The organism is Burkholderia lata (assembly GCF_902499335.1).
Taxonomy (GTDB): Bacteria; Pseudomonadota; Gammaproteobacteria; order Burkholderiales; family Burkholderiaceae; genus Burkholderia; species Burkholderia lata_B.
Map to the genome: position 1 here is coordinate 151874 of NZ_CABVQK010000016.1, position 24681 is coordinate 176554.

A 24681-nucleotide genomic window follows, 5' to 3' on the forward strand; every position below is an offset into this window, starting at 1 on the left:
ACTCCTTGGCCCGTGTCGGCATTACACGATCGCCCCGGGCCGACGTTACCGCAATGCGCTCACATAAATTCCCTGCGGATGTCGATGCTCGACCGCTGTCCGATGTTGCCGTAGTGATGCGCGAGCCATGCATCCGCTTCGCGTCGTCCGTGGTCATGCAGCTCGCTCAGGAATCCCCAGTCCGCGTTGTACTTGCTCGATACGCTCAACGCGCTCAGCGCGTCGTCGGCGCGAATGGAATGAATCAGCATTTCCTTCATCTCGCCGCGCTTGATCGTGCCTTGCTGGATCAGGTCGGTGACGAACGCGATGGCACGCATCTCGCGCATCAGCGACGAGTTGAAACTGATCTCGCTGATACGGTTCAGAATTTCCGCTGCCGTGACGGGTACACCGCGGCGCACGAGCGGATTGATGTGCACGATCACGACGTCGCGCGTCGTGCAATTGTAGATAAGGGGATAGATAGCCGGATTGCCCATGTAGCCGCCATCCCAGTAGTACTCGCCGTCGATCGAGACCGCCTGGAACAGGGTCGGCACGCATGCCGATGCAAGTACCGCGTCGGCACACACATCCTCGCCCGTGAAGATGCGGATCTTCCCCGTCTCGACGTTGGTCGCGCACAGATACAACCGGATCGGACAATGCTTGCGCAGCGCGTCGAAGTCGACCTGGCTCTCGAGCACTTCGCGCAGCGGATTCAGGTTGTTCGGATTGAACTGATACGGCGAGAAGACGCGCAGCATCATGTCGGTGAACGCATAAAGCGGCGAATGATCGAGCCCGAAGCTGTGCGTCCCCTTCAGCCACGGCACCCAGCGCAACGGGTTGTAGCGCTCCGCCGATCGCGCGACCGCCTGCCAGAAGTCGTGCAGTGCCTGCCGCGCACCGTCCTCGCCCCCCTTCAGCAGCCCGCACGCGAGCACGGCGGCGTTCATCGCGCCGGCGCTGGTTGCACAGACACCCTCGATTTCGAGCCTGCCGTCTTCGAGCAGACGGTCAAGCACGCCCCAGGTAAATGCGCCGTGCATCCCGCCACCCTGCAGCGCCAGCGCGATCGGTTTGCGCGGACCATCGTGGCGGCGTCTCGTATGCGTGGTCGTCATGCCCGTCTCCTCGAGCAGCGGCAGTTCGCGGACGGCACGTGGTCACACGATGCGTCGTCGTACGCCGCAGGTCCATTCATCCTGCGTGTGCGCCCAATGCCTCCAGCAGCGCTTTTGCTTCTTGCAGGTCGCTTGTGTCGAAGCCTTCCGTGAACCAGGCGTATACGTCGGACAGTGCTTGCGTGGCCTCCGCGGTCTTGCCCTGCCGCTGCAATAGCCTGGCGAGATCCGACGCGGCCCGCAGCTCCAGCGCCCTGGCACCCTGTTGGCGTGCCCGCGCGATCGCCCTGTGAAAGCAGTCGGCGGCTTCGGCGTCCCGTTCAGGTGCCGTGCCTGCCTTGCCGGCCCCGCCGGCCAGATAGACTCCCGTGAGCCGGTACAGCTCGGCCTCGTAGCAATGCTCGCCGGTTTTCTCGACGATCGCCATGGCCTCCTCCAGCATGCCCATTGCCGCCCGCTTGTCTCCCGCACGCCAGTAGCTGTCGGCGAGCAACGCGAGAGAATAGGGACGCTGGTCTTCGCCGCCGGCTGCCCGCTGCGCGTCGAGGCCCAGCCGCATCTGTGCAATGCCGTCCTGGATGTCGCCTTGCACGCTCGTCGCCCAGCCTTGCAGCAGCGTCCCCCACGCGAGCCAGTACGGCAATCCGTGCTCGGTCGATACGGCAATGACCGCTTCCGCGCGCTCGGCGGCCAGCCTCGGCTCCCGCCGCAGCTGATGCAAGTGCGCCGTGTAGGTCAGGCTGAACGCCAGCGATGGCCCATAAGCAAGGTTCCGTGCGAGCGCAAGCGCTTCGACGCTGCGTTTGAGCGCCTGGTCGGGATACCCCTGAATCCACAACGTCAGCACCAGGAAACAGAGTGCCCGGATGCCGGGATCCACCCCGTGTGCGAAGACGTGGGCCTGATGCTGCTCCGGATCGTAGAGCGCAAGCGCCTGTTCCGTGTGGGTGCGGGCAGCGCCGAAATCGCCCTGCAAATACAGGCACGAACCCAGCGCGCTATGCGCCTCGATGAGGAGGCCCGGATCGTTCGCATCCCGCGCCGTCCTGAGCATCTGCATGCCCAGCTCCAGGCCGCGCGCATGCTCGCCGCGCACCCCGTGATGGATCCGCAATCCCAACTGCGTCGCGAAGCGTTGCGACGCCTCTCCGGTGCGCTCGCACAATTCGAGTGCGCGCATATAGGTCTCGCCCACCTCGTTCGCACCATACCCGCGCACGTCCATCAGCACCGGCCCGAGGGAAAGCAGCAATGTCAGTTCCCAATGCGCGCGCACCGGTGTGTCCGGCAAGCCCTTCAGCAACGCCAGCGCCGCGTCGAGGTGATTCATCGCATCGTGATGGGCGGCATGGCGCAACGCCTGCTGAGCCGATCGATGCAGGTATTCGACCGCCTTGAGAATGTTGCCGCTCTGACTGTAGTGGTGCGCGAGTTCGCTGCAGTAATCGGCGATGCGTGTCGGGAACAGCACCTCGATCGCCTGCGCGGTACGCTCGTGCAGCGTGGTACGCCGCTCCGTGAGCAACGAGCGCCCTGCGACCTCCTGGGTCAACGCGTGTTTGAACGAGTAATTGACTTCCGGAAACGCGGGGCACTCGTAGATGAACTCCGCCGCTTCCAGATGCGCGAGCAGACGCCGCAGTTCGTCGTCCCGCGCCGGCGCCTCGCCGCAAATTCGCCGGATCAGGCTGAACGGAAACTCGTGGCCGATCACCGCGAGTGCCTGCAGCAGTTCCTTTTCGTCGATCGGAAGCCGGTCGATCCGGGCGGCGAGCACGCCCTGCACGGTAGTCGGAATGTGCAGCGTCGCCGGCGTCTCGACGATGCGATAGCGCCCGGCTTCGCCGAGCAGCGACCGCTCCTCGGCGAGCGTCTGGACCACTTCCTCCATGAAGAACGGGTTGCCCTCCGTCTTCTCCAGGATGAGCTGTTTCAGCGGCACGAGCGAGCGATCCTCGCCGAGCAACGCCGCGAGCAGCCCTTGCGCATCGGCCGTGCCAAGCGGCTCGAGCCGCAGTGTGCTCCAATGCGCCGCAAGAGCCCACGCGGGCTGATACTCGGGCCGGTAGTTCACCAGAAGCAGGATGCGTGCGTCCGGCACGTGGTCGATCAGGTAGGTGAGGAAGGCTTCCGTTTCACGGTCCAGCCATTGCAGGTCCTCGAACAGCAAATGGACCGGCTGATTCTGGCTCTCTCGCGCGAGAAGCTGCCTGATCGCATCGAAGGTCCGCTCGCGCCGGATCTGCGGATCCATCTCGACGAGTACCGGCCCGCCTTCGCCAATGCCGAGCAGATAGAGGACGTACGGCACGAGATCCTCGAAACTGCGTTCGAGCGTGAGCGCCTTGCCGATGACCTTTTCGCGGCAGCGCCGCTCGTCGTCCTGTGTCGTGATCTGAAAATAATTCTTCAGCAGTTCAATGAGCGGCAAATTGGAATACGCCTTGCCGTGCGATACGGAAAACGTCTCCAGCACCAGCGCGCCACGCCTCGAACGCTCCTTGAACTCGTGGAACAGGCGGGACTTGCCGACGCCGGCCTCGCCCACCACGCCGACCACGCGCCCCTGCCCGGCCCTTACGGTCTCCAGGGCCCGGTTCAGGTGTTCCATTTCCGTTTCGCGGCCGACGAAGCGCGCGAGACCGCGGTGCGCCGCCCGTTGCAGGCGCGTGCGCAACGCACCCAGGCCAAGCACCTCGTACACGCACAGCGGCACGGGAATACCCTTGAGCTGCGTCGCCCCCAGCGCCTTGAACTCGAAATAGCCTTCGGCCAGCTTGTGGGTGGACTCGCTGACGAGAATCGACGTCGGTGCGGCGATGCCCTCGATCCTCGACGCGATGTGGATCGTATGCCCGAGCGGATCGTACTCGGTGTGCAGGTCGTCGGTGCGGATCGAACGTACGACGACCTCGCCGGTGTGAACGCCGACGCGAATCTGCAGAGGAATGCCTTCCAGCAAACGAATGCGATCGCCATGCTGTCGCATTGCCTGCTGCATGCGCAATGCGGCGAACAGCGCGCGCTGTGCATGGTCTTCGTGGGCAATCGGTGCGCCGAACAGCGCGAGGATGCCATCGCCGAGCGATTTGGCTACGTACCCTTCGTAGTAATGGACCGCTTCCATCATCAGCTCGACGACGGGCACGATCAGGCGATGCGCCACTTCGGGATCGAGATCGTGGATCAACGCGGTCGACCCGGCCATGTCGGCAAACAACGCGGTAACGGTCTTGCGCTCACCGGCGGGTTCGCCGCGCGCTTCCATGGCCGCGTGTTCGGCACGGATGCGCTCGGCAAGATGATCGGGCGTGTAATGAACGGGAGTCGGCGGCGGCTCCCGTCCCGAGGGCCGGGACGGTGGCGACGACGCCGTGGGCGCGGCCAGCGCCGCCCCGCAGTTGCTGCAGAAGCGGGCCGCCGGCTCTACGTCATGTCCGCATTGCGGACACGTGCGGGACAGCACGGCCTGGCATTCCTGGCAGAACCTCGCACCGGGAGGATTCTCGGAACCGCATAGGGCGCAGCGCATAAAACCCTCTTCCGGCCAAGGGTCGACATCAAAATATTATGCGCCACTCTCCGCGGATATTCAGGTTGACCATGCGATTGCACATGCCGACTGGCGTCCCGTGCGCGGCGAGCGCGGGCCCGCAATTGTCGGCGGAATCTCCGCTCAAAAGGCCGGTTGCACCGGTTGCGCCGCGTGCCTGTTCATCCGCCTGCGCGCCATTCACGCACCAGCCGCTCACGATGCGCCGGGTGCGCGACAACCCGCGCTGACCGGCGGGCACCTCGTCGATTCGCGCCCCTTTCGCGCAACGCATGTCGATGCCGTCATGCAGCGACGGGATGCCAGTGCGAAGCGCGTTGCAACCCGCGCTGCCGTGAAAACACGCGATCTGCCGCCCACACCGCGAATCAACGCCGCCATGCACGGCACTCATGCCGCGCATGAAAACTAATCGATTGTTGGCACCCCGGATCGACGCCGACAATCCGCGTCATGCCCCCTCGTTTGCGGTTCGGGCCACTCACCCTCCCAATCGGCACAACACGATCCATGAACCATTCAGCCACCGTCTCCTCCATCGCCGGGGCCCGCAAGGCCGCGGCGGCGCCCGGCCATGCCCGCCCCCGCACCTGCGGCGAAGCGCTCGTCGACCTCCTCGAACGCCAGGGTGTCGAATGCGTGTTCGGCATTCCCGGCGTGCATACCGTCGAGCTCTATCGCGGCCTCGCCGCATCGTCGATCCGCCATGTGACGCCGCGCCACGAACAGGGAGCCGGCTTCATGGCCGACGGCTATGCGCGCGTCACGGGCCGGCCGGGCGTCTGCTTCATCATCACCGGGCCGGGGATGACCAATATCGCGACCGCAATGGCACAGGCCTATGCGGATTCGATCCCGATGCTGGTGATCTCGAGCGTCAACGCACGACGCGAGCTCGGCAGCGGCGACGGCCGCCTGCACGAGCTGCCGTCCCAGCGCGACGTGTTCGCGGGCCTCACCGCGTTCTCGCACACGCTGCTCGACGCGGCCGACCTGCCGCAGGTCCTCGCGCGCGCATTCGCGGTCTTCGCCAGCGCGCGGCCGCGGCCCGTGCATATCGAGATTCCGCTCGACGTGATCGTGATGCCGGCGCCCGCGCTGTCCGACGCCCCGCCCGCGCTGCCTGCGCGGCCTGCGCCGGATGCGAATGCGCTCGCCGCCGCCGCCGACCTGCTCGCGCACGCGCGCCGGCCGCTGATCCTGGCAGGCGGCGGCGCCATCCACGCGGCGGCGGAATTGCGCGAGCTCGCCGAACGACTGCACGCGCCCGTCGCGCTGACGATCAACGCGAAAGGCCTGCTGCCGGCCGGCCACCCGTTGCTGATCGGCTCGACCCAGTCGCTGCCGGCCACCCGCGCGGCGATCCGCGATGCCGACGTGGTGCTCGCCGTCGGCACCGAACTGGGCGAAACCGATTACGACGTCACGTTCGACGGCGGCTTCGCGATCGACGGCCGCCTGATCCGCATCGACATCGACGCGCAGCAGCTGATGCGCAATGCCCGCGCCGAGATCGCCATCGCCGGGGATGCACAGCTGGCGCTCGGCGCGCTGTCGACCCGCCTGCACGAAACGCCGGCCCCGACACCCGACGCCGACTGGGGCGCGCTGCGCGTGGCCGCCGTGCGCGCCGCGATCGCATCCACGCATGACAGCGCCGCGCAGTCGCAGGCGCTGCTGATCGACACGATCGTCGCCACGCTGCCCGGCGCGATCATCGCCGGCGATTCGACGAGCCCCGTCTACGTCGGCAATTTCACCCACGATGCGCCGGCGCCGCGCAGCTGGTTCAACTCGTCGACCGGCTACGGCACGCTCGGCTACGGGCTGCCCGCCGCGATCGGTGCCAAGCTCGCCGTGCCCGCGCGCCCGGTCGTGTGCCTGATCGGCGACGGCGGCCTGCAGTTCACGTTGCCGGAGCTCGCGAGCGCGGTCGAGGCACGGCTGCCGGTGATCGTGATCGTCTGGAACAATCGCGGCTACGGCGAGATCCGCAAATACATGGTTGCGCGCGACATCACGCCGGTCGGCGTCGATCCGTATACGCCCGATTTCCAGGCGCTCGCACGCGGCTTCGGCTGCGCGGCGCACACGGCCGCGACACCCGGCGCGCTGGCCGCCGCGCTACGCGATGCCGCGGCGCGCACGATCCCGACCGTGATCGAAATCGACGAGGCAACCTGGTTCGGACAGGTGCAGCGATGAGCACGACACCCGATCTCGCGTTCGATCCGCCGCTACACACGCGCCACTTCATCGACGGTACCTGGCGTGCGAGCGTCGACGGCGCGACGTTGCCCGTCGTCGATCCGTCGACGGAAGCCGTTCTCGCCCACGTCAGCGCAGGGGGCGAGGCAGACGTCGAGCACGCCGTGCAAGCCGCGTCGCGCGCGTTTCCCGGCTGGAAACGCACGACGGGCGCCACGCGTGCGGCGCTGCTCCGCGCGATCGCGCGCGGCGTCGACGCACGTCGCACGCGGCTCGCCACGCTGCAGTCGCTCAACAACGGCAAGCCGTTCGCCGAAGCCGAGATCGACGTCGCGGACGTGATCGCCACCTTCGACTACTACGCGAGCCTCGCGGAGCGCCTCGACACCGACGGCGAAACCGAGATCGCGCTGCCCGACGCAGACCATCGCGCGTGGATCCGGCGCGAGCCGGCCGGCGTCGCCGCGCTGATCGTGCCGTGGAATTTCCCGATGGTGACGACGGCATGGAAGCTCGCACCCGCACTCGCGGCCGGCTGCACCGTCGTGCTGAAGCCGTCCGAGATCACGCCGCTGCCCGAGCTCGAACTCGCAGCGATCGCCGCCGAAGCGGGGCTGCCGCCCGGCGTGCTGAACGTCGTGACCGGCACCGGCCACGACGTCGGCGCCCGCCTGTGCGCGCATCCGCTCGTCGCGAAGGTGTCGTTTACCGGCAGCACCGCGGTCGGTGCGCAGGTCATGAAGACGGCTGCGGACACCATCAAGGGCGTCGGCCTCGAACTCGGCGGCAAATCGTCGATTGTCGTGTTCGACGACGCCGATCTCGATCACGCGGTCGAACTCGTCACGGGCGGCGGCCTGTTCAACGCCGGGCAGATGTGTTCTGCGACCTCGCGCGTGCTCGTCGCCGCGCCGCTTGCCGGCGACCTGATCGCGCGCCTCGCGCAGCGCATCGACGCGATCGTCGTCGGCCCGCCGTTCGCCCCCGGCGTGCAAATGGGCCCGTTGACGAATCGCGCGCAATACGAGCGCGTGCAGCGCCACATCGCACAGGGCCGGGCCGACGGCGCGCGGCTCGTGACGGGCGGCAATGCGCTCGACGGCCCCGGCTACTTCATCCGTCCCGCGCTGTTCGCCGACGTGCCGGCCGACAGCGCACTATGGTGTGAAGAAATCTTCGGACCCGTGCTGTGCGTCCGCGCATTCGACACCGAGGAGGATGCGATCGCGGCCGCGAACGACACCGAATACGGGCTCGTCGCAACCGTCGTCACGCGCGACACGGCGCGCGCCAGGCGGGTGGCCGGCGCGCTCGAGGCGGGCGTCGTGTGGATCAACACGCCGCAACTGATCTATCCGCAAACCTCATGGGGCGGCTACAAGCGCAGCAGCATCGGACGCGAGCTGGGCCCGTTCGGGCTCGCCGCGTTCCAGGAGATCAAGCAGGTCATGATGCCGGCCGGCTGAGGTCGCCGGGCCATGCGTTTATGTCATGCCGCGCATGCGGATATTTCGTTTGTTGCGGAAATTTGACCTCCCTACAGTTCATCCACACCCCGCGCCGCAGTTCGGCGACCGGCATCGGACCACACGGCATCGTTCATCAGGAGACGGCCATGCAACACTTCAAGGCGGGAAGAAGGCAGGTGATCAAAACCCTCGGCACGGCACTCGCTGCATCCGCCCTTCCGATGCCATTCATCAGTACTGCGAAGGCACAGACGACCAGCTTCGCGGGCAAGACGCTGCGCCTGCTCACGTGGTCCGACGATACCGGCGCGGCCGCGCTGCGCAACATCGCGGAGAGCTTCAGCAAGCAGACCGGCGCACGCGTGATCGCCGATCGCGCGGACGGCACGTCGGGGATGGTCGCGAAGGTCAAGGCCGCGGGCGAGCGGCCGACCTACGACGTCATCACGCTCGCCGGCGTCGGTGCGGCCGGTCTCGCGGACGCCGGCCTGCTCGCGAAACCCGACCTGAACCGGCTGCCGAACCTGAAGGACGTCGCGCCGCAATACCGCACCGGCGCGAACGGCTTCGGCATCGGCTACCTGCTGTGGTCCGACGGGCTGATCTACAACACGGCGACCGTGAAGAGCGCACCGTCGAGCTACGAGGCCCTGTGGGATCCGAAGTATGCGGGCCGCCTGTTCCTGCCGCCGCCCGAGTGGGCCGAAGCGGTCGACCTCGCGATCATCGCGGCGAAGCTGGCCGGCGGGTCGCAGCAGAACATCGATCCGGGATTCAGGAAGCTCGCGCAACTGAAGGATCGCGTGATGACCCTCGGCGAAAACCCGAACCAGATCGCCGACCTGTTCCGCACGGGCTCGCTCGACATCGGCGGCATCTATTCGCCCGCGTTCTTCCCGGACCAGATCCGCAAGCCCGACTACAAGATGGGCGTGACGTACGGGATGAAGGAAGGCTTCGCGACGCAGCTGATGTTCACCGTGATTCCGAAGGCACACCCGGGCGACCTCGACCTGATCCACGCGTTCATCAATCATTCGCTCGACGCGGGCGTACAAGGCCGGATGGCGGCCGACGTCCTGAACGGCCCCGTGAACGGCAAGGCCGTGATTCCGGCGGAAAGCCGCGCGTTCGTGCCGTCGCCGCAGCAGATCGCGGAGAAAGCCGTGCTGCATGACGACAAGGCGCTCGCGGCCGTCCAGCCGGCATGGATCAAGCGCTACACCGGCCTCTTCTCGGCATAACGACATGGCCTCCCTGTCCTCACCCCACGATGCAGGGCCGGCCGTCGCAGGCGCGGCCGGCGCGGGTGCCGATGCGCCCGCGCTGCCCGGCGTGCCGCCCTGGCTGCTGCTCGCGCCCATCCTCGCGTTCCTCGCGGTGCTCGCCGCCGCGACCGTCACGGTATTGCGCATGAGCGTCGGCGTGTCCGGCGACGAATGGCGGACCTTCACGCTGCAGAACTACCTCGATCTCGCGGACCCGTACTTCACGAAGTCGCTGTGGCTCACGCTGCGCCTCGCGTTCCAGAGCATGGTGTGCGCGGTGCTGCTCGCGATCCCGGTGGCGCTCGCGATGGCACGGACCGAATCGCGGCTCGCGCGCCGGTTGCTGCTCGCCGGTGTCCTGTTGCCGCTGCTCGTGAACCTGCTGCTGCAAGGCTATGGCTGGCTCGTGATGCTCGGCCCGGCCGGGTTGCTCAACCGCGCGCTGCTGGCCACCGGCGTGATCGGGCGGCCGCTGCAGTTGCTGTACCGCGAGCACGGCGTGCTGCTCGGACTGATCCAGACCGCGTTTCCGCTCGCCGTGCTGCCGCTGTCGAGCGCGCTGCGCGCGGTGTCCCGCGCGTACGACGAAGCCGCCGCGACGCTCGGCGCGAGCCGCTGGCAGACGCTACGGCACGTGACCTTGCCGCTCGCGATGCCCGGCCTCGTCTCCGGCGCGCTGCTCGTGTTCGCGTACAACGCCAGCGCATTCGCGGTGCCACTGCTGCTCGGCGGCCGGCGCGTGCCGATGCTTGCGGTGCTCGTGCACGACCAGGTCGCACCGCTGCTCAACTGGCCCGCCGCGTCGGCATCCGGCGTCGTGCTGATGGGTGCGACGCTCGTCGTGATGGCAGTGTCGCAGCGCCTCGTGCGCACCCTGCAACGTGCCGACGAGGTGAACCGATGAATGCCCTGCTCCTGCGCGCGCCGATGCCCGGCCGCCTCGGACGCGTGACCGGCGCGCTCGCGACGCTCGTGCTGTTGCTCGCGGCGCTGCCGATCCTGACGATGATCACGATGTCGTTCGGCGCATCGGGCACGCTCGAATTCCCCCCGCGCGAATTCAGCCTGCACTGGTATCGCACTGCGTGGCAGACGTTCGTGTCGTCCGATGCGGGTAGTGCCCAGTCGATGGGCGCCGCGTTGACGACGAGCCTCGTCGTCGCGGTCGCGACGATGCTGATCGCGACCGCCGTGTCGGTACCCGCGGCATACGCGCTGTCCCGCTACCGCTTCCGCGGCAAGACGCTCGTCGAGCAGCTCGTCGCGTTGCCGATCGTCTACCCGCTCGTGATGCTCGGCCTCGCGCTGCTGATCGTGTTCAACGCGCTGCCGGTCGAGCTCGGCATCGTGCGGCTCGTCGTCGCGCACGTGATCCTGACGCTGCCGTTCACGGTGAAGAACTGCGCGGCCTCGGTCGCGTCGATCGGCCCCGACTTCGAGGAAGCCGCGTGCCTGATGGGCGCGAGCCCGCGCCGCGCGCTCGTCGACGTCGTGCTGCCGCTGATGCGGCCCGGCATCCTCGCGGGGATGCTGTTCGCCTTCATCGTGTCGTTCAACGAATTCACGGTGACGTTCTTCCTGTACAGCATCGACACGATGACCCTGCCGGTCTGGCTCTACAGCCGCACCGTCTCGTCGCTCGACCCGACCGTGTTCTGCTTCGCCGTGTTCACCGTCGCGATCGATTTCGCGCTGATCTGGATGCTCGAAAAACTCGTCGGCGACAAGGGTGTCGCGCTCTGACGCGCACGCTGCCCCGCCCTCGCCCGTGCAAGGAACCCTCATGAACCAGCTCATCCTCCAGAACGTGACGAAGCGCTTCCATCAGGCGTATGCGGTCGATCACGTCGATCTGTCGGTACCGGACGGCAAACTCGTCTGCTTTCTCGGCCCGTCCGGCTGCGGCAAGACCACGCTGATGCGGATCATCGCCGGCCTCGAAACGCCGACCTCCGGCACGCTGACGTTCGCCGGCCGCGACCTCACGCACGTGCCCGCCAACCGGCGCGACTTCGGCATGGTGTTCCAGTCGCTCGCGCTGTTTCCGCACATGACGGTCGCGCAGAACATCGCGTATCCGCTGCGGCTGCGCAAGACGGACAAGGCCGCGCAGGCACGGCGCGTGGCCGAGCTGCTGGAGCTGATCCAGCTGCCGCACATGGCCGACCGGCTCGTCACGCAACTGTCGGGCGGGCAGCGCCAGCGTGTCGCGATTGCGCGTGCAATCGCATCGTCACCGCGCCTGCTGCTGCTCGACGAGCCGTTGTCGGCACTCGACGCGAAGCTGCGCGAGGCGATGCAGGTCGAGATCCGGCTGCTCCAGCAACGGCTCGGCATCACGACGATCATGGTCACGCACGACCAGCGCGAAGCGATGACGATGGCCGACGAGATCGTCGTGATGGAGCAAGGCCGGATCCAGCAGGTCGGCCGGCCGCTCGACATCTATCGCGATCCGGTCAACGAATTCGTCGCCGATTTCATCGGCCTCGGCAACATCCTGCCGATCGCGTGCGACGGCGACGACGCCATCGTCCTGCCGGGCGGGCAGCGTCTCGCGATCCGGCGCGCGCCGGACACGCCACGCGCGACCGACGACGTGCGCCTGCTGATTCGTCCCGAGGATATCTGCGTGCGTCCGGGCCAACCGGCTTCGGCACCGAATACGCTGGCCGGCACGATCACGTTCGTGCGCGACGTCGGCGCGTCGATCGAAGCGACGATCGACTGCCAGGGCTTCACGCTGACGGCCGCGACGACGCCGCGCGAGACGCCCGACCTCCATGTCGGCATGCCGGTACTCGCGGAACTACCCGCCCATGCCTGCAAGCTCATCGCCGCCCGCGGCGCCTGATGTCTGTTCCTTTCTCCAGCGCAGCAACGAGGATCTCACCATGAACGCAACGTCCCAAGCCACCCGCCACGTGCAGCGCCTGCTCGCCCGTACCGCCCTCCTCTGCGCCTGTGCCGGCACCGCGGCCCTGGCCGCGTTCGCGCCGCTCGCGCATGCCGATGCACTCGACACGATCGCGAAATCGGGCGTCGTACGCATCGGCGTGTTCGAGGATTACCCGCCGTTCGGCTCGATCGGCCCCGACATGAAGCCGCAAGGCTACGACATCGACATGGCGAACCTGATCGGCAAGGCGCTCAACGCGAAAGTCGAACTCGTGCAGGTCACCGGCGACAACCGGATGGCCTATCTCGCCGACCGCAAGACCGACATGCTGCTGTCGGTCGGACAGACGCCGGAACGCACGAAGGTGATCGACTTCTCGAACGCGTATGCACCGTACTACCTCGCCGTGTTCGGCCCGAAGTCGCTGGCCGTGAAGGGCAACGCCGATCTCGCCGGCAAGTCGGTCGCTGTCGCGCGCGGCACGCTCGAGGACCTGAGCGTCAGCAAGGTCGCGCCGCCGACCGCGACGATCAAGCGCTTCGACGACCCGAACGGCGCGATCGCCGCGTTCCTGTCGGGACAGGCGCAGTTGCTCGTGGTCGGCAACGACGTCGGCGCGACGATCATCGCGCGCCATCCGTCGATCGACCCGGAGCAGAAGTTCTCGCTGTTCAGCTCGCCCGATCACGTCGGCCTGAACAAGAACGAGCCGCGCCTGATGCAGAAGGTCAACGACGCGATCGCCGGCGCCCGGAAGAGCGGCACGCTGAATACGTTGTCGCAGAAGTGGCTGCACGCGGCACTGCCGGCCGACCTGTAATGCGCACCGCCCCCGCCCCGCATTCACGACGAAAGGCATCGCGATGACCTACGTGTTCGACTTCAGCGATTTCGGCCTGTACGCCGGCATGCTCGCGCGCGGCATCGGCGTGACGCTCGGCCTCACCGCGGCCTCCACCGTGCTGGGCGGCCTGATCGGCACCGCCGGCGCGTGGGTCGCGCTCGCCGGGCCGCGGTGGGCGCGCGCGCTCGTCGCGGCCTACGTCGAGCTGATCCGCAATACGCCGTTCCTGGTCCAGCTGTTCTTCATCTTCTTCGGACTGCCCGGGATCGGTGTGCACATCGACGAAGCACAGGCAGCCGTGCTGGCGATGACGGTCAACCTCGGCGCGTACGCGGTCGAGATCCTGCGCGCCGGCATCGAATCGGTGCCGCACGGGCAAGTGCAGGCCGCGCGCGCGCTCGGGCTGCACGGCCGGCAGGTGTTCGGTCACGTCGTGCTGCCGCAGGCGCTCGCGAACGTGTATCCCGCGCTGCTCGGGCAGGTGCTGATCGTGATGCTCGGCTCTGCGGTCGTCTCGCAGATCTCGGTACCCGACCTGACGTATGCGGCAAACTTCATCCAGTCGCGCAATTTCCGTGCGTTCGAGATCTACATCGTCGTGACCGCGATCTACCTGTTGCTGTCGATCGCGCTGCGCATGCTGCTCAATCGCGTCGGCCGGCGGCTGTTCTCGGGCCGCACGCAGCGCGGCGCGGCAGCCACGCCGCCGCGCACCCGGTTTGCGCGCTTCACGTGGCGCGCCCGCTCTCCCGACACCCGCCTTCCCACGGAGCGTGCACGATGATCGAATTCACCTTCCAGGACATTGCGTGGAACCTGCTGCTCGCCGCGCGCTGGACCGTGCTGCTGTCGCTGATCACGTTCGTCGGCGGCAGCGCCGCCGGGTTCGCGCTGCTGGCGATGCGCATCTCGGCGTCGGTCGCGCTGCGCCGCTTCGTGATCCTGTACGTCGAGCTGTTTCAGGGCACGCCGCTGCTGATGCAGCTGTTCCTCGGCTTCTTCGGACTGCCGCTCGTCGGCATCGACGTGACGCCATGGGTTGCCGCGTCGGTCGTGCTGACGCTGAACGCGAGCGCGTACCTGACCGACATCTGGCGCGGCTGCGTCGACGCGGTACCGCGCGGCCAGTGGAACGCGGCGGCCAGCCTCGGCATGACGTGGACCCAGCAATTGCGCTATGTGGTGTGGCCGCAGGCATGGAAGATCGCGCTGCCGCCGACCGTCGGCTTCCTCGTGCAGGCGGTGAAGAGCACCGCGCTGACGTCGATCATCGGGCTGACCGAGCTGACCAAGACGGGCAACATCATCACCAACGCCGTATTCAAGCCGTTTCCGATCTACGCGATGGTCGCACTGCTCTACTTCGCGATGTGCTTCCCGCTGACGTGGTATGCCCGCGTGCTCGAACGTCGCTATCGCGTCGCGAAGGCACGCTGAACCGGCGCCGCGCGCGTCATTACGATCCAGGGATTCCCATGATTTCCATCAGCAACGTTTCGAAGTGGTACGGCCAGTTTCAGGTCCTCACCGACTGCACGACCGAGGTCAAGAAAGGCGAAGTGGTCGTCGTGTGCGGCCCGTCGGGCTCGGGCAAGTCGACGCTGATCAAGACCGTGAACGGCCTCGAGCCGTTCCAGCAGGGCGGAATCCTCGTGAACGGCCAGTCGGTCGGCGACAGGAAGACGAACCTGTCGAAGCTGCGCTCGAAGGTCGGGATGGTGTTCCAGCATTTCGAGCTGTTCCCGCACCTGTCGATCACCGAGAACCTGACGCTCGCGCAGGTCAAGGTGCTCGGCCGCGGCAAGGACGAGGCGAACGAGAAGGGCCTGAAGCTGCTCGACCGCGTCGGCCTGAAGGCGCATGCGCACAAGTTCCCGGGCCAGCTGTCGGGCGGCCAGCAGCAGCGTGTCGCGATTGCGCGCGCGCTGTCGATGGATCCGATCGCGATGCTGTTCGACGAGCCGACGTCCGCGCTCGACCCCGAGATGATCAACGAAGTGCTCGACGTGATGGTCGAACTCGCGCAGGAAGGGATGACGATGATGGTCGTCACGCACGAGATGGGCTTCGCGAAGAAGGTCGCCCATCGCGTGATCTTCATGGACAAGGGCGCGATCGTCGAGGACGACCGCAAGGACGATTTCTTCTCGAATCCGAAATCGGAACGCGCGAAGGATTTCCTCGCGAAGATCCTGCACTGAGCGATACCGCGGCGCGCCGTCACGCGCCCGTTCCACCCCGACTCTCCCGATGAAACGACTTCCTTCCCTCAACGCGCTGCAGGTCTTCGACATCGTTGCCCGTCACGGCAGCTTCACGCGCGCCGCCGAGCACCTGTGCCTGACCCAGGGGGCCGTGAGCCGGCAGATCCTCGCGCTCGAGAGCTTCTATCAGTTCGCGCTGTTCAAGCGCACGCCCAAGGGGCTGACGCTGACGGCCGAAGGTGAACTCCTGTTGCCGACCGTGCGCGAAAGCTTCGCGCGCATCGAGGAGGTATCGATGCACCTCTCGCGCAGGCGTACCGAACTCGCCCTGAAGGTGCCGACCTGCATGATGCAGTGGATGCTGCCGCGCATCATGCGGTTCCAGGCCGAGCATCCCGAACTCCAGGTGCAGATCACCACCACCTGGGATCATCAGGTCGACTTCCGCATGGAGCCGTTCGACGCCGCGGTGATCTACGCGGCCGGCGCCGGCCCCGACATGCATGCGATCCCGTTGTTCGAAGAACGACTGACGCCGGTCTGCGCCCCGAGCCTGCCGGACCGGCAGCCGCTCGCGAGTCTCGACGACCTGGCCGGTCACACGTTGCTGCATCCGACCCGCGATCACCGGGACTGGAAGCGGTGGCTCGACCATGCGGGCGCACCGCACGTCGACTCGACGCGCGGCTTGAGCTTCGAAACGCTGGATCTCGCGACGCATGCGGCGATCGACGGCTACGGCGTCGCGATCGGCGACCGGACGCTCGCGGACGAAAGCGTGGCGGCGCACCGGCTGGTGATGCCGTTCGACATCTCGTTGCCGACGGGGATGGGCTATTACTTCGTGTATCCGGACGGGGCCGAACAGCAGCAGAAGATCCAGCTGTTCGGCGGCTGGATCTCGGACGAACGCAAGGGCGCGTCGGGTGGCGCACCTGCCGGCCTTGAAATCCCGACGCCCCGCATTGCCTGACACATCGTGCTCCATCGGGGCAAAAACTGCACCCGGCGGCAAAACGTCCCCTGAAACAGATCGGTAAAGTGGCCAGCGGCTATTTGTAATGCATCACGGCCGCGCCTAAAACAACCGATTCAGGAGACGTAAATGCAACGCTTCACGAGATCCGCCATGCGCCGGTCGGCATTGACCGCGTCGGGCACCGCGCTCACCCTGGGGCTGTTTGCCTGCGGCGGCGTCGACTCGCCTTCCACGCCTGTCACGCAACAGGACTTCGGCTATACGACGTTGAACCTGATCGCCAAGGACGGCCTGAAGTTCAAGGACATGAACAAGAGCGGTCAGCTCGAGCCGTACGAAGACTGGCGACTGAGTGCCGAAGTGCGGGCACGGGACCTGGTCGGCCGCCTCACGCTGGCCGAGAAAGCAGGCCTGATGATGCACGGCACCGCGCCGGTGCTGAACGACACGACCGGTTCAGGCACCGGCTCCGCTTACGATCTGGCAGCGCTCAAGACGCTCATCAATGAGCGGGGTGTCAACACCTATATCACGCGCATGAGTGCCGATGCGCACACCATGGCCGACCAGGCCAACCAGATTCAGACGCTGGCGGAGCAGTCGCGGCTCGGCATCCCGGTGTCGATCAGTTCCGACCCGCGCAACCATTTCCAGTACACGCTCGGCGCAAGCGCAGGCGGCAGCGGTTTCTCGCAGTGGCCTGAAACGCTCGGTTTCGCCGCGATCGGCGACGCGGCACTCACGCGAAAATTCGGCGATATCGCGCGCCAGGAGTATCGCGCGGTCGGCATGACCGAAGCGCTGTCGCCGCAAGCCGACCTGGCGACCGAGCCGCGCTGGTCACGCATCAACGGCACCTTCGGCGAAGACGCCGATCTCGCGCGCACGCAGGTTCAGGCCTATATCGAAGGCTTCCAGGGCGGCAGCAACGGCATTCAGGCCAATAGCGTCATCGCCGTCGTCAAGCACTGGGCCGGATATGGCGCGCAGAAACTCGGCTTCGACAGCCACAATTACTACGGCCGCTACGCGACCTACCCGGGCAACAACTTTGCGTATCACCTGAAGCCGTTCGAAGGCGCGTTCGCCGCCAACGTCGGCTCGGTCATGCCGACCTATTCCGAACCGGACATGACGGTAACGGTCGACGGCATCACGCTGGAGCCCGTCGGCGGCGCTTACGACAAGGCGTTGCTGACCGACCTGCTGCGCGGGAAATACGGCTTCAAGGGCGTGATCGTGTCCGACTGGCTGATCGCCGACGACTGCGACGCGAATTGCATCAACGGCGTGTCGTCAGGGTCCCCGTCGTTCGTCGGACTGGGCATGCCCTGGGGGATGGAAGGCGCGACCCGCGTGCAGCGTTTCGCGCGGGCGGTCACCGCCGGCATCGACCAGTTCGGCGGAGACGACGATCCGAGCGACCTCATCGACGCCGTCAACCGCGGGCAGCTGTCGGAAGACCGTTTGTCTGAATCCGCCTATCGCGTCCTGCTGCAGAAATTCCAGCAAGGCTTGTTCGACCATCCGTATGTCGATGCGGACGCAGCCGGCAAGATCGTCGGAAACGCCGACTTCCAGGCCCAGGCACTCGATGCGCAGCGCCGCTCGATGGTGCTGCTGCAAAACAACGGCAAGCTGCTGCCGATGAGGGCGTCCGGCAAGAAAGCCTGGCTGTACGGCATCGATCCCGCGGTCGCACGCCAATATGGGTATCAGGTCGTCGATACGCCGCAAGCCGCGGACGTTGCAATTCTCCGCGTGAGCACGCCCTATCAAACGCTGCACCCGAACTACATGTTCGGCTCGATGCAGCATGAAGGCAGTCTCGCGTTCGTCGACGGCAGTGCGGACTACGAGGCAATCAAGCAGGCCGCGCTTGCGCCGAAGTCGATCGTCTCCGTGTACATGGATCGCCCCGCGATCCTGACCAACGTTCAGGACAAGGCCACCGCGATCCTCGCCAACTTCGGCGTGACCGATGCCGCGTTGTTCGACGTGCTGACGGGGAAAGGTCAACCGCAAGGGAAGCTGCCGTTCGAGTTGCCGTCGTCGATGGCGGAAGTCGCGGCGCAGCGGGAAGACGTGCCGCACGATACCGCGCATCCGTTGTATCCGTTTGGATACGGTTTGACGTATTGACGTTTGATGCGTTGTCGATGCCGGCTTGCTGAGTGTGGCCGGCATCGACCCCCTCGACGACTGGCGCACGCACAACGCCCGATCGACCTTCGATACGACATCACGGTTTCGCGACAGCTCGTAGCCGCTCGAAGGCGCTGCGCCCGTCGCTACGACGACAGAGATCGATCCACACTGTAACTCGGCGTTCAGCGCGGCGTTGGAAAGCGCCGCGCTACTGCCACGGATAGTTGACCACGCCGCCAACCATCACATTTCATTTAACCAAGGTTGCCCCGCATACCGGGAGCCAATATCGGCACGCCCCTTCGATCTGCCGCTTCGAGGATGATTTTCGTCCGCCAGCACAATCACTAAATGGACACCAAGTAGCGGAAACAGTGAGCGCTGGCGAAAGTCCGCGAGATTTCAAGGCCTGCTACGCCGCAGTGCCTCGCCACAAATCCTCTGCTGTGGATAAAAAGGCAGCCCCAACTCGAACACGGCCATGCAGTCCTTGCGGCTACCGCCTCTCGCCGAACCGTTGGACTGCAAACTCCAGAAAGCTCCGCAGCTTCGGCGTCATCTGCCGGTCTGATGCGTACAGCGCATGCAGCGCACGAGCCGGCGGCTCGTACTCGGGCAGAAGCCGTACCAGTCGTCCTGCCGCAATTTCGTCCTCCACCAGTTCATACGGCTGCAGCAGGACGCCCATGCCTGCGACTGCCGTCGAGCGCAGCGCTTCTCCGCTATTGGTGGAGAAGCGGCCTTTGATCGGCACGGACACCCGCCCATCCGGGCCGTCGAAGGTCCACTGGGTACGCAGCGCAGTGTGCGAGAACACGAGACATTCGTGCTTCGCAAGATCCTCCGGACTGCGTATCTTTTCCGCAGACCTGATGTAATCGGGTGCCGCACAGAGCACCAGGCGATACCAACCCAGGCGCCTCGCAATCAAGCTGCTGTCGGGAAGATCGCCCGTTCGGAAGACGACATCGAAACCTTCTTCCACCAGGTCGACCGTGCGATTGGAAAGGTTGAGGTCCACCGAAACCTCCGGATGTTGTCGGAGGTATTCGGGAATCTCGGGCGCGAGCCCATGACTCCCGAAGGTGATGGGCGCGCTGATGCGCAGCCTGCCTCTCGGTTCCGATCGCGTTTCCGCCATGAGCGCCTCGGCCGCTTCCATCTCGGCGAGGATGCTTTTCGCACGCTCGTAAAACAGCTGGCCACTGTCGGTAAGGCTTTGCCGGCGTGTCGTTCTACTCAGCAGTTTGATACCCAGCCCTTCTTCCAGCGCGCGTATCTGTTTGCCGGCCAGTTGCGGCGACATATTCATTTCGTTGGCGGCTGACGAGATCGAACCCGCTTCGACGGCCCTGACGAAGACCTTCATGCATGCCAGTCTGTCCATTAGAAATATTTTGTTTCTAGTATGGAAATGATACGCAAATTGTACTCAATTTGTTTCATGTCTAAAGTGCAATCTCGCTGTCGGCGCGATGTTGCCCGGCGGCTTCCTCAGACCCATCTCCAAGGAAATCAGATGTCCATCTCAAAGGCAGCGATCGTCGCTGCCGCGCTCGGGAGCGCAGCAGTCGTTTCGAATTCCACGTCCGCCGTTGCGGCAGAAGTACAGAAACCCACCGTCGTACTCGTTCATGGGGCGTTTGCGGACGGTTCGACATGGAACAAGGTCATTCCCCTGCTTCAGGAAAAAGGACTGAACGTCGTTGCCGTGCAAAATCCGCTGAGTTCGCTGGCCGACGACGTCAAGGCAACGCAACGCGTTCTCGACCAGCAAACGGGCCCGGTCGTTCTCGTGGCTCATTCGTGGGGCGGTGCGGTCATTACTCAGGCAGGAGAGCGGGACAACGTCAAAGCCCTCGTCTATGTAGCTGCATTCGCTCCGTCCGAAGGACAGTCGGTTGCCGATGTTTCGAAGGACTACCCGACTCCGTCCGGCTTCAGCCACATCGTTGCGGATAAGGACGGGTTTCTGACCTTGAGCCTGGAGGGCGTGCAAAAGCATCTCGCGCAGGACGTTCCGGCGGAACAAACGAGGCTGATGTATGCAACGCAAACGCCTACCCGCGGCAAGAACTTCGAGGAGAAGGTGACGGCCGCGGCCTGGAAAACGAAGCCGTCCTGGTACGTGGTCAGCGAGCAAGACCACATGCTTGACCCGGCTTTGCAGGTTGCCATGGCGAAGAAGATTTCAGCGCATGTCACGACGCTGCGCGCAAGCCATGCGCCGCACTTGTCGCAGCCGTCCGACATCGCCAAAGTGATCCTCGACGCGACCGCAGCCGTTTCGAAGTAAATGTCGCTCCGGCGGCAAAACGGACAGGCGCGAAGCCGCGCAGTCGTCGACATCGCCGCAGCCGCGCCGCGACATCCCCGGATCCCGGCGATGTCCGGTCACGGTCGCGGAGGATGTCCGCGAACGAGCAACGACGTCGCGACTTCAGCCCGGAAATCCGCGAAATGTCACGCCCCCGCGAAGTCGAGGTGGCTCGAAGCCTCACCATCGCGCCAGGCACCACGGCTATGCATCTCGCATGAACAGTGCTGCGTTTTCCTGGACCGCCTTCGCGATAAAGTTGGCCACCACTCGAATATGCGCGGCCTTGCGATGATCCTCATGCACGTGCATGTGGAACGAACGCGTCAGGCTGAACTCGGCGGGAAGCACCGCCACGAGATTCGGAAGCGACTCGGCAACATAGGCCGGCAGGACCCCGAGGCCGTGTCCGGCCGCGGTTGCGAAGACTTGGGGTAACAGTGCCGAGCTCCGTATCCGTGGCTGAATATCTGCATCCATGACGTGCAGATAGTTCAGCTCCGGCGCGAAAAGGCCCTCTTCGACGTAGCCGATAAAGGGATGCTTCCTGAAGTCCTGGATTGCGTTGATTGGTCCCGCACGATCGAGGTAGGTTCTGGAACCGTACACGAACATCCGGTAATCGGTGAGCCGCCGTGACGCCACCCGGAGATGCTGCGCGCCGGACAGGCTGACCGCAATATCCGCTTCCTGCTTCCACAAGCTGAAGATCCTTGGCGCGGCGAGGATTTCAATCTCCAGACGCGGGTGCAGTGCGGTCAGCTCATGAACGCGCGGCGCAAGGAAGATCGAACCAAAACCATCAGGGGCGCCGATACGCACGATCCCTTCCACCCCATCGGTATCGGCAGCCGCGATCGCGCGCGACGCATGAAACGCACGCTCGATTCCCTGCACGACCTCGAGTACACGCGCCCCTTCCGGCGTGAGAACATAACCTGTCGTGCTTTTGTGAAACAGCCGGCTGTTCAGTACGGTTTCCAGCGCGCGAATTCTTCGGGACACCGTTGTGTGCTCCGTGCCGAGTCGCTCCGCAGCGGCGGAAAGCGTTCCGGTTTGCGCGACGGCAAGAAAGTAGCGATAGTCGTCCCAGTTTTCCGATAACTTTCTGGCTGCCACGATGCACCTTCGTCGACTACGCGGTCGTTCCCGAGGCAGCGTCCCGCCGATTTCACGTCGATGCCCACGGCGGCTTTGGCGTGAACTGCGCCTCGATCCATTGCTTGAACAGCTTCAACTTCGCCGGCGTGTGCTTGATCGACGGCGTCACCAGGTACACGCCCGAACGCTCGTCGAGATGCCATTGCGGCAGCACCCTGACGAGCCGCCCCGATGCAAGATCTCTGCTCATCAGCCAGTCGCCGCCAGCCACGATGCCCACCCCTCGCACCGCGGCGAGAAGCAACGTCGAGTTCTCGTTGCTGGAGAGGTTGCCGCGCACGGTGACCGTCTCCGTCTGGCTTCCGTTCGAGAGCTTCCAAGCGGGATAGGTGGCAAGACCGGTGAACCCGAGACAATTGTGGCGACTCAAATCACGCGGCGTTTCCGGTACACCGCGCGCCCGCAAATACGCCGGCGAAGCACAGAGGATCCGTTGGTGGTCGCAGAGCTTCCTGGCGCGTAGAAGGCTGTCGCTCAGGCTGCCTACACGAATCGCCGCGTCGAAACCCTCGCCGATGATGTCCGCGAACTGCTCCGAGTATTCCACGTGAACGATCAGATCGGGATTGGCCAACGCAAACTCGGCAATCAATGGCGCCAGCCACATCCGCCCGAGCGCGCTCGGGAAGGCGAGACGAAGCGACCCCGTCGCCCGTATCGCCGATTCAGAGACTTCCCGTTCAGCGTCCGTCAGTACCGCCTCCGCTTCGCGCAATCGCTGGATGAAGCGCGCGCCCGCTTCGGTAAAGCGGACATGCCGTGTCGATCGCTCGACCAGCCGGACGCCGAGCCTCGCCTCGAGCTCCGAGACACGCTTCGAAATCACGGTCGGATGTCGTTGCAGAATCTTCCCGGCCTGCGCAAACGTACCGCCGTCATGCAAGGCCAGCAGCGCTCCGATTTGATCCGCGTACTGACTTCCGAATGCACTCATCGTTGTGGCAGATGTCATACGTCGCCGTTGAATCGGCTCCCGGTGATTTCAGGGTTTCAGTATAACGGCCCCTTCCGTCTTACCCTGCTGCAGCAGTGCGTGGGCTTTCCGCACATCGGCGAGCGGGAATAGGTGCCGCGGATTGGCGTGGATGAATCCCGCCCGGATCGCATCGAGCACTGCATGCGCACGCTGGCGATACACGTCGGCCGACGCCGTATGCGCTGCCAGCGACGGGCGAGTCAGGTACAGGGAACCCTTTGCGTTCAACGTCGACACGCTGACGGGCGACGGTGCACCGGAGGTCGCGCCGAACGAAACCATGAGCCCTCGCGGACGAAGACAGTCGAGCGATGCATCGAAAGACACCTTCCCCACACCGTCGTACACCACCTCCGCTTTCCGGCCTTCGGTGAGGTCGGTCACCTGTTCGCCCAGCGTCGCCGCGTCGAACACCAGCACATGATCGCAACCGGCCTGGCGCGCACGCTCGACACTCCCGGGTCGCGACACGACGCCAATGACATGCGCGCCCAGATGCTTGGCCCAAGGCACCATGATCTGGCCGAGCGCTCCGGCTGCGCCGTAGATGACGACGACACTGCCGTCGCGAACCGGAAAGGTCGTGGTCAGCAGATACTGCGCGGTGATCCCCTTGAACAGCACGGCAGCCGCGTCGTCAAAACTGACGGCGTCCGGAAGCGCAACCAGTCGCTCCGCCGGATATCGTCTGCCGCTTGCATAGGCGCCCAGCGGGCCGGTTGCATAACCGACACGGTCCCCCACGCGGAAATCGACGACGCCATCGCCCACCGCAGCAACGATGCCGGCCCCCTCGAGACCGAGGCCCGACGGAAGCGTCACCGGCGCATCTCCCCGGCGTTGACTGAGATCGAGCGGGTTGACGCCGATCGCCTCTTGCTCGAGCCAGACTTCACCCGGCCCCGGGCTCTCGCGGCCGACCTCGAGACATTCCAGCACTTCCACGTCGCCTGTTCCAGCGATCCGAACCGTCACTGCCATTCGTCTGCTCCTTGTATTCCGTGAATGAAGCCATCTGCATCTACAGTAAGCACTCGAACCGCGATGATCAATAGCAGCCCATGCAGGGTTGTGCTGCACGTGTTGCAGGAATGCCGCTCGAGTCGGGCGCGCGGGAGCACGCCGTCGTATCCGTCCCGAGTCTGATCGAAGAGCCGGGATGCCGGCAGGCGTCGCGAGACGATTACGGTTCGCGCGATACCCGCCGAAATGGCTCAGATCGCCTTGATGAACGGATGCACGGCGACGTCTTTCCAGACCTGGTTGACGTGGAACGGGTCGCCTGCCGCAAAGGCACGCGCCTCATCGAGATCGCGCGCGTCGACCAGCAGCATGCTGCCGATCCGCCGCTCACCTGCCACGTCGGTCAGCGGTCCGGCAACAACGATCGGAACGGGTGCTGACGCAAGATAGGCACGATGCGCCGCATAGTGCTGGTCACGTGCGTACGGCTTCGCCGGATCATCCAGGCAATAGATGACGAAATGCATGATGTCGCTCCTTTTCGTAGCAGTGGGCCGGGCAACGCAACCCGCGCGAGCGGTTC

The 24681-nt window shown here is 65.4% G+C and carries 21 protein-coding genes; 13 read left to right on the forward strand and 8 right to left on the reverse strand.

The features are described from left to right. Positions 1 to 59: 59 nt before the first annotated feature. The 3 genes from BCO18175_RS32715 to BCO18175_RS32725 all read right to left on the reverse strand — a co-directional run bounded on the left by BCO18175_RS32715 (position 60) and on the right by BCO18175_RS32725 (position 5065). A complete protein-coding gene (locus BCO18175_RS32715) occupies positions 60 to 1109 on the reverse strand; it encodes a patatin-like phospholipase family protein (RefSeq protein ID WP_174987085.1) in 1050 nt (349 codons plus the stop codon). Positions 1110 to 1185: 76 nt separating this feature from the next. Continuing rightward, positions 1186 to 4641 carry an adenylate/guanylate cyclase domain-containing protein gene (locus BCO18175_RS32720; protein WP_174987087.1) on the reverse strand — a complete coding sequence of 1152 codons (3456 nt, stop codon included), beginning with the start codon at positions 4639 to 4641 and terminating at the stop codon, positions 1186 to 1188. 28 nt (positions 4642 to 4669) lie between these two features. Further along, entirely contained in the window at positions 4670 to 5065 is a 396-nt protein-coding gene (locus tag BCO18175_RS32725; protein ID WP_174987089.1) for a hypothetical protein, read from the reverse strand. Between the two features lie 107 nt (positions 5066 to 5172). Between BCO18175_RS32725 and BCO18175_RS32730 the strand changes: the two genes are divergently transcribed. From BCO18175_RS32730 to BCO18175_RS32785, 12 genes are all read left to right on the forward strand, one after another. Continuing rightward, positions 5173 to 6867 carry a 5-guanidino-2-oxopentanoate decarboxylase gene (locus BCO18175_RS32730; protein WP_217483938.1) on the forward strand — a complete coding sequence of 565 codons (1695 nt, stop codon included), beginning with the start codon at positions 5173 to 5175 and terminating at the stop codon, positions 6865 to 6867. Continuing rightward, positions 6864 to 8336: an aldehyde dehydrogenase family protein gene (locus BCO18175_RS32735; protein WP_174987091.1), complete on the forward strand. Its 1473-nt coding sequence runs from the start codon at positions 6864 to 6866 to the stop codon at positions 8334 to 8336. The genes BCO18175_RS32730 and BCO18175_RS32735 overlap by 4 nt, the downstream gene beginning before the upstream one ends. Positions 8337 to 8485: 149 nt before the next feature. Next, positions 8486 to 9583, forward strand: coding sequence for an ABC transporter substrate-binding protein (locus BCO18175_RS32740; protein WP_174987093.1), 1098 nt, complete (start codon positions 8486 to 8488; stop codon positions 9581 to 9583). 4 nt (positions 9584 to 9587) lie between these two features. Further along, entirely contained in the window at positions 9588 to 10511 is a 924-nt protein-coding gene (locus BCO18175_RS32745; RefSeq protein WP_438820319.1) for an ABC transporter permease, read from the forward strand. Next, entirely contained in the window at positions 10508 to 11350 is an 843-nt protein-coding gene (locus BCO18175_RS32750) for an ABC transporter permease (protein ID WP_174987095.1), read from the forward strand. The genes BCO18175_RS32745 and BCO18175_RS32750 overlap by 4 nt, the downstream gene beginning before the upstream one ends. Positions 11351 to 11390: 40 nt before the next feature. Then, entirely contained in the window at positions 11391 to 12461 is a 1071-nt protein-coding gene (locus BCO18175_RS32755; protein ID WP_174987097.1) for an ABC transporter ATP-binding protein, read from the forward strand. A gap of 40 nt (positions 12462 to 12501) precedes the next feature. Beyond that, positions 12502 to 13326 carry a transporter substrate-binding domain-containing protein gene (locus BCO18175_RS32760; protein ID WP_174987099.1) on the forward strand — a complete coding sequence of 275 codons (825 nt, stop codon included), beginning with the start codon at positions 12502 to 12504 and terminating at the stop codon, positions 13324 to 13326. Between the two features lie 43 nt (positions 13327 to 13369). Next, positions 13370 to 14134 carry an amino acid ABC transporter permease gene (locus BCO18175_RS32765; protein ID WP_174968740.1) on the forward strand — a complete coding sequence of 255 codons (765 nt, stop codon included), beginning with the start codon at positions 13370 to 13372 and terminating at the stop codon, positions 14132 to 14134. Beyond that, positions 14131 to 14787 carry an amino acid ABC transporter permease gene (locus tag BCO18175_RS32770; RefSeq protein WP_174987101.1) on the forward strand — a complete coding sequence of 219 codons (657 nt, stop codon included), beginning with the start codon at positions 14131 to 14133 and terminating at the stop codon, positions 14785 to 14787. The genes BCO18175_RS32765 and BCO18175_RS32770 overlap by 4 nt, the downstream gene beginning before the upstream one ends. A 38-nt stretch (positions 14788 to 14825) precedes the next feature. Next, entirely contained in the window at positions 14826 to 15551 is a 726-nt protein-coding gene (locus tag BCO18175_RS32775) for an amino acid ABC transporter ATP-binding protein (protein ID WP_174987103.1), read from the forward strand. A gap of 49 nt (positions 15552 to 15600) precedes the next feature. Continuing rightward, a complete protein-coding gene (locus tag BCO18175_RS32780; protein ID WP_174987105.1) occupies positions 15601 to 16527 on the forward strand; it encodes a LysR substrate-binding domain-containing protein in 927 nt (308 codons plus the stop codon). A gap of 132 nt (positions 16528 to 16659) precedes the next feature. Further along, positions 16660 to 18675 carry a glycoside hydrolase family 3 protein gene (locus BCO18175_RS32785; protein WP_174987107.1) on the forward strand — a complete coding sequence of 672 codons (2016 nt, stop codon included), beginning with the start codon at positions 16660 to 16662 and terminating at the stop codon, positions 18673 to 18675. 502 nt (positions 18676 to 19177) lie between these two features. On the opposite strand, the gene BCO18175_RS32790 is transcribed toward BCO18175_RS32785, so the two are convergent. Then, positions 19178 to 20068: a LysR family transcriptional regulator gene (locus tag BCO18175_RS32790; protein WP_174987109.1), complete on the reverse strand. Its 891-nt coding sequence runs from the start codon at positions 20066 to 20068 to the stop codon at positions 19178 to 19180. 132 nt (positions 20069 to 20200) lie between these two features. Between BCO18175_RS32790 and BCO18175_RS32795 the strand changes: the two genes are divergently transcribed. Further along, the gene (locus tag BCO18175_RS32795; RefSeq protein ID WP_174987111.1) at positions 20201 to 20977 is read left to right on the forward strand and encodes an alpha/beta fold hydrolase; all 777 of its coding nucleotides are present in this window, start codon (positions 20201 to 20203) and stop codon (positions 20975 to 20977) included. 225 nt (positions 20978 to 21202) lie between these two features. Here BCO18175_RS32795 and BCO18175_RS32800 read toward each other — a convergent pair whose 3' ends face one another. The 4 genes from BCO18175_RS32800 to BCO18175_RS32815 all read right to left on the reverse strand — a co-directional run bounded on the left by BCO18175_RS32800 (position 21203) and on the right by BCO18175_RS32815 (position 24625). After that, positions 21203 to 22117, reverse strand: coding sequence for a LysR family transcriptional regulator (locus tag BCO18175_RS32800; RefSeq protein ID WP_254608213.1), 915 nt, complete (start codon positions 22115 to 22117; stop codon positions 21203 to 21205). 52 nt (positions 22118 to 22169) lie between these two features. Further along, the gene (locus BCO18175_RS32805; protein ID WP_174987113.1) at positions 22170 to 23093 is read right to left on the reverse strand and encodes a LysR family transcriptional regulator; all 924 of its coding nucleotides are present in this window, start codon (positions 23091 to 23093) and stop codon (positions 22170 to 22172) included. Positions 23094 to 23141: 48 nt separating this feature from the next. Then, complete coding sequence (locus BCO18175_RS32810; protein ID WP_174987114.1) at positions 23142 to 24116, reverse strand: quinone oxidoreductase family protein; 975 nt, start codon at positions 24114 to 24116, stop codon at positions 23142 to 23144. A gap of 233 nt (positions 24117 to 24349) precedes the next feature. Continuing rightward, positions 24350 to 24625, reverse strand: coding sequence for a YciI family protein (locus tag BCO18175_RS32815; protein WP_174987116.1), 276 nt, complete (start codon positions 24623 to 24625; stop codon positions 24350 to 24352). Between the last annotated feature and the right edge of the window lie 56 nt (positions 24626 to 24681).